This window comes from Acinetobacter sp. FDAARGOS_558 (genome assembly GCF_003937785.1).
GTDB lineage: Bacteria > Pseudomonadota > Gammaproteobacteria > Pseudomonadales > Moraxellaceae > Acinetobacter > Acinetobacter baumannii.
In genome coordinates this window covers 147,389-163,398 of record NZ_RKJH01000001.1, presented here as the reverse complement: position 1 = coordinate 163,398, position 16,010 = coordinate 147,389, and the positions used below count along the sequence as shown (strand labels likewise).

Annotated in this window: 8 protein-coding genes and 3 pseudogenes; 3 read left to right on the top strand and 8 right to left on the bottom strand. The window is 37.5% G+C overall.

Annotated elements, in window-relative coordinates; translation table 11 throughout:
• Positions 1 to 51: 51 nt before the first annotated feature.
• Positions 52 to 981, bottom strand: a pseudogene (locus EGT34_RS00770) (aminotransferase class III-fold pyridoxal phosphate-dependent enzyme); the annotation flags it as partial.
• On the opposite strand from EGT34_RS00770, the pseudogene EGT34_RS00765 reads away from it, so the two are divergent.
• Positions 965 to 1,844, top strand: a pseudogene (locus EGT34_RS00765) (LysR family transcriptional regulator). The pseudogenes EGT34_RS00770 and EGT34_RS00765 sit on opposite strands and share 17 nt — an antisense overlap.
• Before the next feature lie 232 nt (positions 1,845 to 2,076).
• On the opposite strand, the gene EGT34_RS00760 reads toward EGT34_RS00765, so the two are convergent.
• The 6 genes and pseudogenes from EGT34_RS00760 to EGT34_RS00735 all read right to left on the bottom strand — a co-directional run bounded on the left by EGT34_RS00760 (position 2,077) and on the right by EGT34_RS00735 (position 12,342).
• Positions 2,077 to 2,556, bottom strand: a complete 480-nt coding sequence (locus EGT34_RS00760; RefSeq protein ID WP_024437453.1) for a hypothetical protein — start codon at positions 2,554 to 2,556, stop codon at positions 2,077 to 2,079.
• Between the two features lie 11 nt (positions 2,557 to 2,567).
• Positions 2,568 to 9,113 (bottom strand): DUF637 domain-containing protein, encoded by a 6,546-nt coding sequence (locus EGT34_RS00755; RefSeq protein ID WP_024437454.1) that lies wholly within the window; start codon positions 9,111 to 9,113, stop codon positions 2,568 to 2,570.
• A 24-nt stretch (positions 9,114 to 9,137) separates the two neighbouring features.
• Complete coding sequence (locus tag EGT34_RS00750; protein WP_024437455.1) at positions 9,138 to 10,883, bottom strand: ShlB/FhaC/HecB family hemolysin secretion/activation protein; 1,746 nt, start codon at positions 10,881 to 10,883, stop codon at positions 9,138 to 9,140.
• Between the two features lie 354 nt (positions 10,884 to 11,237).
• Positions 11,238 to 11,354 (bottom strand): annotated as a pseudogene (locus EGT34_RS00745) (hypothetical protein); the annotation flags it as partial.
• A gap of 85 nt (positions 11,355 to 11,439) precedes the next feature.
• Positions 11,440 to 11,898, bottom strand: a complete 459-nt coding sequence (locus EGT34_RS00740; RefSeq protein ID WP_000153881.1) for a DMT family transporter — start codon at positions 11,896 to 11,898, stop codon at positions 11,440 to 11,442.
• 9 nt (positions 11,899 to 11,907) lie between these two features.
• Positions 11,908 to 12,342, bottom strand: a complete 435-nt coding sequence (locus EGT34_RS00735) for a DMT family transporter (protein WP_001166494.1) — start codon at positions 12,340 to 12,342, stop codon at positions 11,908 to 11,910.
• Positions 12,343 to 12,441: 99 nt separating this feature from the next.
• On the opposite strand from EGT34_RS00735, the gene EGT34_RS00730 reads away from it, so the two are divergent.
• Entirely contained in the window at positions 12,442 to 13,374 is a 933-nt protein-coding gene (locus tag EGT34_RS00730; protein WP_017725443.1) for a LysR family transcriptional regulator, read from the top strand.
• Between the two features lie 100 nt (positions 13,375 to 13,474).
• Here the strand turns inward: EGT34_RS00730 and EGT34_RS00725 are convergent, their stop codons facing one another.
• Positions 13,475 to 14,818: an MFS transporter gene (locus EGT34_RS00725; protein WP_000053789.1), complete on the bottom strand. Its 1,344-nt coding sequence runs from the start codon at positions 14,816 to 14,818 to the stop codon at positions 13,475 to 13,477.
• A gap of 295 nt (positions 14,819 to 15,113) precedes the next feature.
• Between EGT34_RS00725 and EGT34_RS00720 the strand changes: the two genes are divergently transcribed.
• On the top strand, positions 15,114 to 15,992 hold the full coding sequence (locus EGT34_RS00720) for an SMP-30/gluconolactonase/LRE family protein (RefSeq protein WP_005128604.1): 879 nt from the start codon (positions 15,114 to 15,116) through the stop codon (positions 15,990 to 15,992).
• Positions 15,993 to 16,010 lie beyond the last annotated feature (18 nt).

The following is a 16,010-nucleotide window of genomic DNA, read 5'->3' as shown; positions in this document are numbered from 1 at the left end:
ATAATTAAGAAAAAAGAGACCATTCACTGGTCTCTTTTTAATTAATCTAAATTCATGGCTTACCACCACGCCACCCAGTGGAATAGCGCCGTTGGTAATTTGTTTGGCAAAATTTAAAATATCTGGCGTGATATCAAAATATTCTGAAGCCGTCCATTTCCCCATTCGCCCAAAACCAGTAATGACTTCGTCAAAAATAAGTAAGATATCGTGTTGATCGCAGATTTCTCTTAAGCGTTTTAAATAACCAGTCGGCGGCACAATACATCCTGCCGAACCTGACACTGGCTCTACAATAACTGCGGCAATATTCGAAGCATCATGTAGCTCAATTAACTTAAGCATTTCATTGGCAAGCTCTACGCCACCTGTTTCAGCACAGCCTTTGGTAAAACTTAAATCGGGCTGCAAGGTATGCGGTAAGTGGTCTACATCCATAAGCTGACCAAATATTTTACGGTTGCCACCAATACCGCCTAAGCTTGTTCCCGTAACGTTTACACCATGATAGCCACGGGCACGACCAATCAATTTAGTCTTGCTTGGTTTACCTTTAATGCGCCAATAGGCACGCGCCATTTTAATTGCGGTGTCGGCAGACTCTAAACCTGAGTCGGTAAAGAACACATGCTGCAATTTTTCAGGCATAAGCTGAATAATTCGTTCAGCCAATTGAAACGACAATGGATGGCCAAACTGAAATGCCGGTGAGTAATCCAACTTTGCCAACTGAGTACTTACGGCTTGCTGAATTTCAGAAAGTGTATGCCCAGCACCACAAGTCCATAGACCTGATAATGAGTTGTAGACTTCACGACCAGTGCTATCAATTAAATATGATCCTTTAGCACCGACAATCATGCGCGGATCTTTATGGAAATTACGATTTGCAGAAAATGGCATCCAATGCGCTTGATAATTTAAGCTCATCTGAACATTTGATTGAACGGTTTCCGATTTTGATATTAAATTACTTAAAATATTTAAACCGGTTTGTGACTGTCACAGCTTTACGTCTGCCGAAAGTATTCTCGGCATTAGTCGTTCTGGAATTAGTTTACATATGAGCGATTTAGAAAATCGTTTAGGCATTCGGCTATGCCAACGTGGCCGCGCAGGGTTTGCACTAACTGATGAAAGTCGTGAAATTTTAGAATATATAGAAGTCCTCACCGCTTCTATCGAAGACTTTCGCTCCAAAGTCAATCAAATGCATAACCGTCTAAAGGGTGAGTTTAATATAGGTATTATTAATAACCTCGTGACCATGCCAAGTGGCTACATTACCAATACGCTGGCACAACTTGCCGAAGAACATTCTGAAGTGATCATTAATATTAGCATGAGTACACTTTCAGATATTGAGTGCCGTGTGCTAGACAACCGTTTACATGCGGGAGCAATTCCCCTTGTGACTCCGCTGTCTGGCCTAGACTATTTTGACTTAATATAGCGAAAGTTCATTTTTATATTACGGTAAAAACCATCCCTTTTTTAGCAAATGTAGCAAGATGGATTTAGATGAATTAAAAAAATGGAAAGCTGCACTTCCCAATTATGCAATCACACCTGAAGCAGCAAAGTTGCACCAGCTTTTAGACTGTAAAGCGACAGCAAGTGACCGTGAAGGAATTGCATTTCTAATTTTAACCGGAAAATTTTTAGGTTTTTTACCCGATTACTATACAAAGAAATGGGTTGAAGATGGTTTTATGCAAGCCATTTCAAAAGAAAAAATGCATTACAGCACACCCATTTGCTTAATTACTCACAAAGGCAAAAACCATAATATTATTTTAAAAACCTTTATGGAGATGCTTGAGAAGCGGATCGTTGCGAGTTAAAAATCTTTATATTAATAGAGCTGTTCTATTAATTCATGGATGTATAAAATAGTAACTTATTAAGAATAAGTTACTATTTTATAGGGCGAAGCCCATTTAAAATGGACTTCGTGTAATTAATTTTCTTTAAGTGTTTAGCTAAATATTTAAGAGTTTAACTCCAAGTGACGAGATTTTAAGTTAATATCGCCATCAAAATATTTACCAGACAATAATTTAATTTTGAAAAAAATCATAAGAATTGTAGATTTAACCTTTTAGCTTCAGCTTTATCACCATACCACCAGACCGTTTTGTTTTTTACTTTAGCTGACATCTCTTCATCAACCCCATAATATTCCTCTGGATATTTTGGAGCTGGACTACCATCTTCAAATCTAGTTAATGTCGTATTATTAACGAATAAATCATATGCCTGTTGATGACAATTTGGGCAGGGAGGTAATGAGCTTAAAAACCGTTTTAGTTTATTTTTATAGTACTCTCTGTAAATTGGTCCACTGTCAGGTATATTACTATCATCTTCATTCAAAATAGGATCATTACGACCTGTTATCCATACGATTGTATAGCAGTTTCCACATTGACCACCTGCCGGTTCTGCTTGTGAATCTCTTTGAGGCTGATATTGTAAACCATGTTGCTGATATTTATTTAAATAATAAGGTATCACTCCAATCATATTCGCTGCTACTTGATGTAAGGCTCTCATTGTCTCACTCCTTATTTCTTTAAAATCGGTTTATCTAGTACTGGTTTAATCTTTTCAGCATCATAACGTCCACCAAATAGAATCACTGCTCGATTATTGCTGGATCCAGTATTACGACTGCTATTATAAATAATACCAGAGTAACCTTTATCGTAAGCTTGATTAGCTATCTTGTTTGTATACGCATATACAAAATCTTGTTCAGTAGAGGTATTCACAATTTGAGTCAACTTCTTCTGATCAATACCCATTTGTTTTAATATTTTAGGGTCAGTTAAATCCAACATGTTCTTAACCTCTACCTGTCCCACAAATAAAGACTTACCATTGACAGCCTGTCTAACTTCGAAATAAGAGGTCGCAATATTTTCACCAAAATAGACATCCCCCCCAGTTTTTCTATGCGTAGGATCAGAGAATCTATAAGTTGCTCCAGGATTTGTACTCAATGGAGTAAATTGAGGGTCATAGATTTTATGACCATCTAAAGTAACTGGAATACCCTTATCGGAAATTATGATAGGATCTTTCAAGACTTTATAGCCTACTTTTGCGGCTACTTTTTCTGTTAGAATCACTCCACCTTTAGCAATACTAGCCCCACCAGCAAATAAACTCGCTACATCAGCTGTAAGTTTGCCTGCTTCTAAACCTGCATTATATGAACCTTTAATACCAGCTTTTTCATATTCTGATTCAAGCTTATTAATACGGTTCGTATAATCTTGTTTAATAGCATCACTAATATTACCTAGAGCGTTTTCACTATTGATAACTTCTTTGATCGCTTTATAGGTTTGTATTGGGCTAAGAGCCATTTTTGCCAAACCTACTACCGACTCAGCAACAGAGGTCGGAATACCTACTGCAAAGCCTGCTGCATAATTTGCATCTTGTCCTGCACTAATTGCAGCCCATTTAACAACGACTCCACCACAAGTAAGAACATTACAATCTTTAAGTTCTTGACTTTTTTGCTTCTCTTGCACATGGTTCAAATAATTATTGCTTACGGCTATATCCGCTGCATTTGCAGCAGCAGTCACATTATACCCCGCATAGGCAGCAACAACTCCAGTGGTAAGTTTAGTGATGTTGAGAATTTTTGATTTTTCCGCTTCCGTATATTCAATGCCATTCGCTGGTTTGAACATATTTTCCGCAATAACTTCCCCTAAAGCAGCTCCAAGAGCCCGTGATTTACATTCATTATCAACCACTCCTGTTGCACAACCCGCTGCAGCATGCGCAGCAATAGCAACAACTTTACTCACAAAGGCATTACTACTCATCCCTAATGTGTCACCAATTGCGCCTGCTAATGGTGCTTGCAATGAGTTTGCTAATCCTGCTAATAAAGCTTTTTCCAGGCCTTCGCTTAGGTCTCTACCATTAACCGCAGAATCTATCAACGTACTGCCAACGCCTTGTATCATTCCAGTTGCCATATTATTGGCAATGTCATTCACAATAGCATTACTACTAATATTTAAGTTTGTCGCCACCCCGTTCAACAATCCAGCAGTGACTACTGAAGCTGCTAAATTCTTAACCGAGTCTTTACTCCCTAAATCTTTTAGTGTTTTACCGATATCTCCACCGTTGTTAATCAATCCTACACTTGCTTGAGTTGCTAAACTTGTAATAGCAGCATTTGCCATAGCCCCAAGCGTAGAAACGCCTGTAATTGTTGTAACACCTCCAACTGTTGCTGTTGTAACACCAGCTGAGCCAATCATACTTGCACCCAAGCCTACAGTAGTTCCACTTGCTGCTGTTCCACCAGCAGCTCCTGCGGCTGCAGCAGTTCCTGAACCCATCGTAGCAATCGTTACAATAATGACAATAAGAGCAGCACCCGCAGCTGTTAACCCTTGTGACTTATAATCCCAATCCTTTTGAGCAAGAAGTACTTTCTGCCAATCAACATCTTTTCTATTAACTAATTCTTTGAGATAAGCATTACCTGGCTGATTTGCCAGTTTTAGGATTTCATCTCTCAATTCAACTTTATTAACATCTTTTTCACTGATTGGAACTTGCACACTCAAACCACCTGCCGCTTTAAAGGTAGGTAAAACTGGCCCATTAAAACTTGGTAGCTGAGCAGTTTCAGTAATTGAGCCTTTATCTTGCATTGACTGCCAAACTACAGAGTTTTTATCTCTTTTTAAAGTTTGTTCAACTATATTAGAAGCACTTTCAAGAGAAATTACACCACCAGCTTCAATAGTTGCTCCACTTAAATATTCAAATTCAGGACCTTTTAAACGTGTGTCTAAACCTGATTTAGTACCAATATAGTCTGCTTTCAACGTCGCAGGTAACTCAGCCTTAATATTACGTGTAGCTGTAGTCTTTGATTTATTAAGTTTCACCCCTAAAAAAGATGACTTTTTTGTTATATCATCGGTGTTTTGTTCAACATCAAGTGCAGTAAGAAAATTTAAATCTCCTCCAGCTTGAATGCTAATTTTTCCACCAGTTGCTGTAAATTGACTAGAATACATATCAATACTTGTACGGTTTTTCCCCGTCATTTCTTTTGTATTCTGTTCTTTACTCTTAATATTAATATTCTTTGCATTAATGTTTACAGAAACCCCTTCACTTTTATTTGAAGTATTTACCGTAGTTGTGGTGGTTTTTTTACCATACCATTTCTTTTTAGTTTCCGTCGTTGTACTCTTATCGTAACCACTTTCCACAGCCACATCAAAAATGATATTTTTATGGGCTTCGATATTAACATCACCTTCCGAACGAATATCTACTCCTTGTAATACTAAGTTGTCTGTAGTATTGGTTCCTGTAGCTTTAATCTTTACACCCTTTTTCCCATATATGCTTGGAGCATCTACAGGACTTCTCCAAGCATATGTTGTATCTGTTTCATTTCCAAATTCGTATGAATCTTGATTGGCATCAATAATAATACTGCTAGCTATAGCGCCTTGTTTAACACTATTTTCAGTGGCGCTATCATATTGACCTTGAATATTATAAATATTATTTGTTAATGTTCCTGCCGCTTCTATCCGGACTTCTCCTTGTTGAGCATTGACTTTTGAACCACTTAAACTCAAACCTTTGGCCGAAACTAAATTAATATTTCCATCAATTGATTTTATATTTACCGAAGCATGTTGTTGTCCTTTTAAGTTTTGCTCGTAAAAACTAATATTTGCCCCTGACTGATCAATATTTCGTTGCAATCCATTCAAGTTTGTAATTAAAGTTTTATATGTCTCGTTAACCTGAGCTAATTTTCTCTCACCCTCATCTTTCAGTCTTTTTGCTGTTAATGCAATTGATCCTTGTGCTGTTCTCATCCAATCTTCACCAGCTTTTATCTGATCATTTGCATCTTTTAGTGCTTGCTGATAATTTAGATATTCTTGGGTTGCTTTCAGCACATTAAGTTCTTGAATAAAATCAGTTTGTACTATTTTTTCTCTATTGGCCTTATCTGGAAATTTTATATTAGAGAAAGAATTTCTTACACCATCAATTAAAAGATCATCCTTAGTTGATACCACTTGAATATCTTTTTTTGCTATTAGTTGTGAACCTTGAATATCAACTTTAGTACCCTCTAAATTAATACCACCATTTGCTGTATCCAGCTTAACAACTTGTTCCGATCCATTTCCTTTAGCTCCTTCATAGCCTTTTAAAGTCAAAGTACCAGCTTTAGAAACGAGCTCGATATCACCAACAGCCTTTAAGCTGTAAACTTTTGGGTCAATCGTTAAGTTAGAATTTGTTTGAATAGTTAGGTCACCATTTAAACTATTTAACTTTGTATCATTCTTAAGTAAATCACTTCCGACTGCATTTAAGTTCAATCCAGTCTGGCCTGTAATAAAACCACCCGCTTCTAATAGAACAGCTCCGCCGGTTAAATTTGTATTTTGTAATACTTGGTTTCCTGTAGCCGTTACAGAGGTGACACCCTTAGATGTTAAGTTTGTTACTTTATTCGCAATCCATTTGGTCGCTGGCGTATACTCAGCATTGCTATAAACCGTACGGCCAGAGCTTACTGCCAGATGCTGGTCTGAAGTAGCATTCACGCCCTGTAAAGTCAGTAAATCTTTTGCAAAGAGTTCAGTATTACCTTTTGACGTTAATACGCTATCGATAATTGTACTCATGCCTGCTCTACTATTGATCGCAAGTTTACCAACCGTAGAGCCTAGATCTGTATTTTGGATTTTAATATCGGATTTGCTATTTTCTATCGAAACGGTTTGTCCCTTTAGAACATTATTGACTATTTTGGTATAACCAGTGTCTCCTTTCACAGAAACATCACTATTAGCCTTTAGATTGATTCCATTATTACTCGAAACTAATATATCACCCTGATTCGCATTAACTTGTACCGATTGCAAGTTAACAGTGCCATCACCAATCGAGCCAAGTGTTACGCCTTTTAAACCACTAATAACCGTCTGATCAGTTGCTAATTCATCTTTATCAGCTGAAGGCATCGCCTTGGTTGTTTGGGTCGAGTTTAAATTCAGATTTTTATTCGCGAGTATAGAAATCTTTCCAGCCGAAGATGTGGCCTTTAAGCTATTTGCAGTAACTCCACCAGCAAGTGCTGTAATATTAATATCATTTTGTGTATTTAAATTTTTTTCTAAAATTAGATCATCTTTTTTAGAGGTAATATTAATATTTTTTTGACTATCTAACTCAGAATCTAATTTAAGCTGACTTGCTTGTAAATCAATGCCATCTAATGCAATTAATTTCTTTCCACTTAATGTTAATTTCTCACCAGCTTCTGCTTGTATTTTACCCACGAATTGAGGCGGGGCTTTCGTTAAATAATCCCAAAGTAAGTTATTCTTGCTATACAGTTTAAAGTTTTTAATTTTACTATTACCATCATTTAAAGTTGTAATATCCAAATTTTTTAATAAAGTATTCCCCGAGCTATATAAACTTACATTACCTACCGCATTTAATATTGTTTCAGAAAGATTAATATTACCTAAATTTCCATCATCACTATTGCCTACAATATTAATATTTCCTTTATTTGCAACTAAGCTAGAATATGAAGAATCAATTTTTTGTGCAGAAACATCTAAATCATAAATTGATGTAATACTTGAATTATTTTTAAGTATTATACCATTTTTTGCAATAACAGAATTAGCACCATTACTGCTAATACTTGATTTATTCTCTAATTCAATATTATTAGCATTCAAATACATATTTGAACCTAATTTTAAATTAGATATAGATGCCCTTTCTGAAAGTTTGATATCTCCTTTAGCCTCTATTATTACAGGCACAGGTTTTATAGCGGTACTTTGAATTCGCCCACCATTAAGGTTAATACCACCATTAAGGTTAATATTATTGGATGATTTAATACTTAAAGGTCCTTTGCTAACAATTGCCCCACTGTTTAGAATATCGCCATCTGTAGCTACTCCTATTGTTTCTATATTTAACCAACTCTCTGTCGGGCTGGTTGATTCTAAAGTCCCCTTATTTTCAATTTTCCCGGCACTGGTAATCACCAGGTTGTTTACTGCCTGAATAGTCCCTGCGTTTGTCACGCCTAAGCCTTTTTCAGTTCCCATCAAATAAATATTGTTGGCATACATCCCACCCAGTGCTTTAACATCCACAGCCAATGTTGGTGCTGTTCCAGTACCTGTTTTAGCTGTAACATCCTGTAAATCTGCACTGATATTATTTGCCCCGGCAATCACCTGAATATCATTTTTGGCACGTAGTTCCGCACTGAGTTCTAATGCACGCGCATAGAGATCCACATAATTTGCATCGTTATTATTTCCACCCAAGCCAAATTTAGAATTAGGGTTTGCTGAAACCGTAATTTTTCCTTGGTCAACCGTAAACTGTTTGATGCTGCCATCGGCATTTAACTGAGGTTTACCTGTGGTAAAAATTGCCTTATTGGCATTAATAAAACCACCACCTTTAATATTAATACCGGATGGGTTGGCAATAATCACATCTGCCATTTGCCCGGCAACTTCCAAGTTCCCTTCAAAACGTGAGGCAGCGCTGGAATTTACTTCGTTGAGGATGACACGGGCTTCACCAGTCGCTAAAAACGGGTTTGCCCCCACGGCTCCTACCGTTTTAGTGGTAGCTCCTGTTCGGCTGTTATTTAAAACAGTACCTTCAGCCAACACATCAAACTGTTTATAAATATTATGGGATATACCATTTTTTGGAGTTTGAATATTAACTACCGGAACAACTGTACCTGCCGAGTTCTTACCAGCACCGATGACTGCTCTATTCGCAGCATTTGCGGCACTGTCCGCCACAATACCCGCATAGACAGGTGCTAAAGGCATCCACAAACTTATACTTGCAACCAGTGCTTTCACTTGCCAAAGTTGATGAAATGCCTGAGATTCATTGTTATCAATATTGTTCCGAGTACTTGCTTCACTTTGACCAGAAGTCTTGGTTTGGCTTCGTACATTTTCAGCCACAGCCACAAACATTTGACGTGCTTTGCTATAAATAATGCGATAACTATTCTTGTTCATGAATAAAGTCTTTTCTAAAGTAAATTAATAAGAAAGGTTGATACTAAAACCGGTAACCCAGTCTTTTTTTATGCTGTCAGGTGCAATCAGCCCCCGACCTGTAAAGGCATCCAGATAAAAACTATTTTGATAAGTGCGTAGCCCTAAAACACTTCCGAGTAAATAACGCTGACCCGGTATGCTATTGCGGCCATTGACCCAGCCCTGATCGACTGCCATATAAAACTGGGTATTAGGAATTGGTGCATTCAAGCTGATTTCTTGCTGTAGATACTGTCCGTTATCGCCAGAGAGCATGAGTTCACCATCAAAGCCACGCACGCTATAGCGTCCACCAATATAGAAGCGGTCATTGGGTACTAAAATTTTCGGTGCATATTGTCCACGCCAGTTAAAGCGATATTGAGCTGGCTTATCGAGCAAAAGGAACGGTGTAGTAAAACGCAGATCTGCACTCCACAGTGGAGCACGGGAGTAACCTTCAACAGGAAGATGGTTTCCATAAACATCCGTAATGTTTTCTTCAGGGGCAGTTCGGGCTTCCACCCCCATCCCACGACGGTAATCAATACTACCGTCTAATACCGCATTTCCTAAATATTGACGGTGTTGAACCCCTAAATTCCAGCCTGAGGTTTTACGGTGTAAGACATTAATTTCAATATCATTTAAAAAACTTTGGCTTTCTTTATGATAAAGCTTTCCATACACGCTGGTTTTATGTTGTCCGCTACGGCTAATCACACGAGATAAATTCAGGTTGGCTTGTTGGCTATTACCATGATAAATAACTGGATAGCCAGATTCAGGTGCTACAGTTCCTTGTCTATATTGATAATCGTTATAGCTAAAACCTAAATCATAATAACCAACAGGCAACTGATAACTAATGAAATAACTTCGGTTTAAACTTTCATGAAAGTCATCTAAAGAGTGACTCACATTTAACGATAAAATATCATTTAAATGAAATGGATTATTGACGCCTAAGCCGATATTTCCCATATAGGTGCCGGTGTCCTGATTACCCGAGTCATCTACACTTAAATTGAAATTAACTTTTTGTAGGGGTTGAAGTTTGAGTATTAAATCGCTATAGCCCGTTAATTCTTTATCTTGAGCAGTTGCGGGAGTAATTTGCATATCTACCGCATAGACACGTTTTAGATTTTCTAGACCCTGATCGAGCCTTTTTAGGTTCACAATGTCGCCCGCTTTAAAGGGCAAGCCTGTCTTAAGCTGTAATGAGGAAATTTTACCTTCCTGAATTATGATTTTATTCAGACGTCCAATTTGCACACTCAGGTTTAAATTACCCTGATTTAAGTCTTGCGGACTCACGACAATTTGACTGGTAATAAAACCCTTTTTTAAAAGTTCATTCTGGGCATAGTTCACAATGTTATGTAAGCTTTGGGTTCCAATACATTTGCCTAGAATATTTTGTGGGTGTTTTTTTATAGCCTTAACCACAAAGTTAAATTGCTGTAAGTCAGATTCCGACTGACCAATTAAAGGGATAAGACTAATTTCTTTAACCGCTACACAGGGGCTTTCTTTAACAGCTAAATACTTAAAGTCCTGTAATGGCTTGGTGTTTTGATAAGGAGTTTGCTGAGCAAGCTGGTCTTGTAATTGCTGGTTAAGCTCTTTTAAACGCTGATCTTGCAATACCTGACTGGGTAAAGAGACATCTTCAATCGCATAAACATATTGGTGAAAACCCGCAAAAAGAATAATAGAAGAATTTATAAAGTTCTTAGTTAACATCACATATACAGAATTGTACGTATAAAAACTTTATTTTACACAAAAAACACATTATTCAATTTTTCTTTATATTTGTATAAAATTAAATTTATCAAAATTAAGTAATCTTCCTCTATTTAAGTCATATCCATTAGAATTGATGAAGATCTTGTTAGTATCTCGATAATCTTAGATAGAAAAATTTCTACAATATTATTAATCCTCGCTACAATATAAATTATTTTAAAATCAATTACTTTAATTAATCTCTTATAAAAGATCCAAAAACCTCTAGCTTTTATTTAATTCATTTAAATATAAAGCTGAATTACTAAAAACTTTTATGGAGATGCTTGAGAAGCGGATCGTTGGGAGTTAGAAATTTTTGTTTTTTAATTTATTGAGCTCAAAAATCATATTCTTATATTCAAGGTATACCTTTTCACTGATTAGAATCACAGCATCTTTCTCTTTTCGTGTAATTCCAACGGCTAACTTAATATTAAGCATGGCCTCATTATTGGTAGGCTTTACGACTAACAATGAGACCTATATTAATTTCAATCTTAAGCTTGTATTACCCTTCTACCTTTTTATCCTTACTGCTTGAATAAATAAAATATAAAGCAATCCCTAAGCAAATTAGCGCCCCTAATCGATACAGTGAAAAAGGAAGCGTTTCGTTGCCAAACCAGCCAAAGTTATCAATTAAGATACTCATCAAAAGTTGCCCAAAAATCACAGCAACAGTAGCAACTGCAGCCCCAATTCTTTGTACAGCCAGTACCATAATGACAATATAAGGTACGCCACACATGGCGCCTAATAACTGCCATTTAGGAACATCTAATAACGTTAAGGTATGTTTAGGTTCAAAGTAAAAAATAAGGAGAGCCGTAATTAGAGCACCGACCGAGAAAGTCAAAAAAGCACTACGAAATACACCAACTTTTGCTCCAAGTTGCCCATTAATTGCAGCCTGTACACTCAGCAAAGCACCGCCAATGACGGCGAGAAGAATCATTAAAATTGTCATGGCTGTCTCCTACGCTTTTGACACAAGTACAAGTGCGACAACAATAAAGATGAGTGCCACTACCCGTTTACGGTCTACTTTTCGATGTGGAGTCCCCAGTAAACCATAGTGGTCGATAATCAGACTTTTAGATACCTGTCCCGCTAAAATGCCAATCATGGTCATTGCAATGCCAATAATTGGAGTGGTAATGGTCAAAATAATGACGTAAGCAGGGCCAAGAACACCACCCAGCAATTGCCAAGATGGAAGTGTAAAAAATGAAGGGCTATTGCGTGGGCTAAAAAACAACATGAGTAAAAAAGTAAGTGCTGCACCCACACCAAAAATACTAAAAGTGGCCCACAACTCACCTACTTCCTTTCCTAACGGCCCTAAAAGCCCAGCTTCGACCGATAGCCCCATTCCTCCTAAAATGGTTAGGAGTAGTAATAGAATTTGCATCTACATTGCCTCATCTGTATCTAGGCAACGAATACTAAGGTAGCCAATTCATCAGAAAAACAGCATAATTCATGAATCACTTTTGCAGAAATTGCACAAATGGATTTAACAAATTCGATTGATATCCGCACGCTTCGCTTCTTTATTAGTGTTTACAATGCTCAAAACTTCTCAAATGTAGCACGTAAAGAAGATGTGTCTGCCTCCATGATTTCTCGGACTATTCAACAACTTGAAGATGCGTTGGGGCAACAACTTTTCTACCGAAATACACGAGCAATCACACCGACCGAATCGGGTAAATTATTTTTTGAATATGCAAAAAGAATTACCGAACAATTTGATGAAGCTCAAAAGGCTTTACAAGATAAAACCATAGAACCATCTGGACTCGTCCGAATTAATGCCCCTGTGTTTTTTGGGCAACGGCATATTGCGCCGTGGTTGGCGGGTTTATCAGAGCGTTATCCAAGGCTTCTAATAGAACTAATTCAAACCGATGAATTTATAGACCCATTACGCGAAAGCACAGATTTAATATTTCGTATTGGAGCACTGACTGATTCATCATTTCATGCCCGTATTTTTGGTACACAAAAATATCATTTAGCCGCCTCTCCTCAATATATTGCCAAATACGGTACGCTCGACCACCCAACAGAACTTAATCAACACAAGTGCCTAGTCTATAAAGGTTTTGAAGGTCCTAACCGCTGGTTAGTGAGAAAGCCCAATGAAGAATGGGTACATTATCCAATTACCCCGTTACTTTCTTCAAACAATGCCGAGAGTTTAATGACAGCCGCGCTTCATGGCATGGGGATTGTTTTATTTCCTGATTGGCTGATCGGCGAAGCTTTAAAACAAGGTGACTTAATAAAGCTTTTACCTGAATATGAAGCCGCGATTAAATCGCACCCCCAGCATATCGCAGCCATTTATCCCAATGTCCGCCATCCACCACTTAATATTAGAGCAGTGATAGATTATTTTGCAGAAATCTATGGTGACACACCGTATTGGCAGAATTAATTTTCTTACCAAGGCCAGCAAAGTATTCCAATATCGACATACTTTGCTGGTGTCTCACCAGTGATGAAAATAAGACTAAAAACTTTAAATAAATAAGAATTTAATTTGCACTCAAACTTAAATTATCAACTTGTTCTGATTTTTCTTTTTTAATGAGATAACCCAATATAATTTGTAAAATCACGCCAATAAACGCGCAACATGACATTAAGAGAAAACACCAGATATACCCCTGATGACTATGCCAGCCACCAAAGCTCGTAAGCAAATATCCCATAATAATCGGTGCGACTGCCCCACCTACATACTGAGCAACTGTAATTAAACTATTTGCAGTTCCAATTGCTCCGGCTGGCGCATAATCTGATGCTGTCGCATAGAAAATAGGCCAAATTGCGTTGGCAGATAGACCAAAAAACAGTTGTATTGCAATGACGGAAACCACGCCTGAGGTTAAACAAAAACTTGCAATGCTGACCGCCATCCAACAACCACATAAAATCAATGTGAGTCGTCTGCCAATCTTATCGGACAAAGTCGGCCAAATAATTTGCCCCATCATGCCGGTAATTGTAAATACAGCGCTCAAGCCAGCCGATTTCGCCAGATCTAACCCGACAATATTGTATAAAAATGCAGGAAAGATAGTTAAAAAACCAATATAAACTACATGGGTAATTAAAGTACTGGCTGCGGTAAACACAATTCCTCGAGAACTTAGAGTTTGTTTTAAACGTTCCCATGTACTATGCGTACTTGTTTTTTCTTCTCCTTCATCGTGCACAAAATCTGTTGGTGGTGTGAATTGATTATCTACACAAGATTGGTGAAACTCTGAATAACGTTTACGGGTCGAATAAATCGCCCAAAAAGTTAATGCCGGTACAGCAAATATAATTCCAAGAAAAAAGGCATAGCGCCAATTCTGCGGACCAAAATAAGTAATGATGGTGGCCATTGCAACACCGCTAAGTAGCGCTCCAACCGGATAACCTGAGTGATGAGCGCCTATGGCAAAACCGCGATGTTCCTTGGGCCACCATTCAGCGGTATTACTCACCCCAACTGGCTCTGCCACCCCACAACCCAAAGAAACCATAATACGTAAGGTTACAAACTTATAGAAACTTGAACTTAAAGATGTAATACCTGAAAGCAACGAAATAAAAGTAAATCCGATTACTAAGGGCCACTGAAAAATTCCTCGCTTCCAACCGGACGCATGTTTATCACTTAAAGCAGCAACCGGAATACTAAGAACGGCCAAAGAAAGTGTAATTGCAGCAATGGTGTATCCCCATTGCGTTGGAGATAAATTAAATTCATTACAAATCATATTGGCTGCGCGGAAAATCAACTCTCGGTCGTATGCAACAACCACCCAGATAATCCAGCAAATCACTAATGATACCCAAGAGTGGCGATGAACTTTTTTTAGGCTCATTTCTAATTCCTTTTTAATTAAAATGCATCCACATGCTTTTACGTATAACGCTATGTCATTTGTCCACTCTTAAACTATCAAGTCGATTTAGAATTACTAATGATATTTCTACACCACGTAATAACTTATATTTATCAATTTAGTTTTAGCTATTTATCTCCATACATTTTTAATTCACAGGACTAATAACAATCCTTTATTAGGTAAAGAAAAATTTTCATTGGTTTTTATATTTAGCTTTCATTAATTTAGTTTCATCGATGAATGACTGAATAAAAGGACTAAAAAAGGAATTATGGAAATTAAAGTATTGGTAGATGTAAAAACAAAACTTGGAGAATGCCCAACTTGGGATGCTGTTCGCCAACGCCTATTTTGGGTAGATATTGTTGATGGACGATTATTCTGTTGTGATGAATTCGGTGGGAATATACGGGCGTGGGAAGTTCATAAAAAAATAGGTTCTTTTGCTTTACAAGAAAATTATAACGGCGCAATTGTTGCGCTCGAAGACGGGTTATATCAACTCGACTTTGAAACAGGCAATTTAAAATTTATTTGTAACCCTGAACCAGACCTACCCCAAAATAGATTAAATGATGGTCGTGTTGATCGGCAAGGTCGATTCGTTTTTGGCTCTATGAATCGCCTCGAAGATGGAAATACCGCATCTCTTTATCGATTAGATGCAGATTATAAAATAGAAAAATTAGAAAATAATATTAATACTTCAAATAGTATTTGCTGGAGTCCTGATGGTACTAAGCTCTATTTTGCAGACACATGGCAAGGTGAAATCTGGTCTTATGATTATGATCTTGAAACAGGCCAAATCTCAAATAAAACCATTTTTTGTAAGATAGATACATCAGACGGTGGTTCAGCAGACGGCTCGACAGTAGATCGTGAAGGTTATTTATGGAATGCAAAAGTATATTCGGGTCAGTTAGTACGTTATCGACCTGATGGAAAAATCGATCGTATTATTGAAATGCCTGTAAAAAAAATTACCAGTGCAGTTTTTGGCGGAAAAAATCTTGATGTCTTGTTTGTTACATCTATGTCACAACCGCCTCTTCCGAGGTTCCCTGATGACAACCAATTGCGAGGCAGTGTTTTTGCCATTTATGGGCTAGGCATTCAAGGAATAGCCGATGCTCGATTTATGGGGTAATGACTCACTTCCTACAAG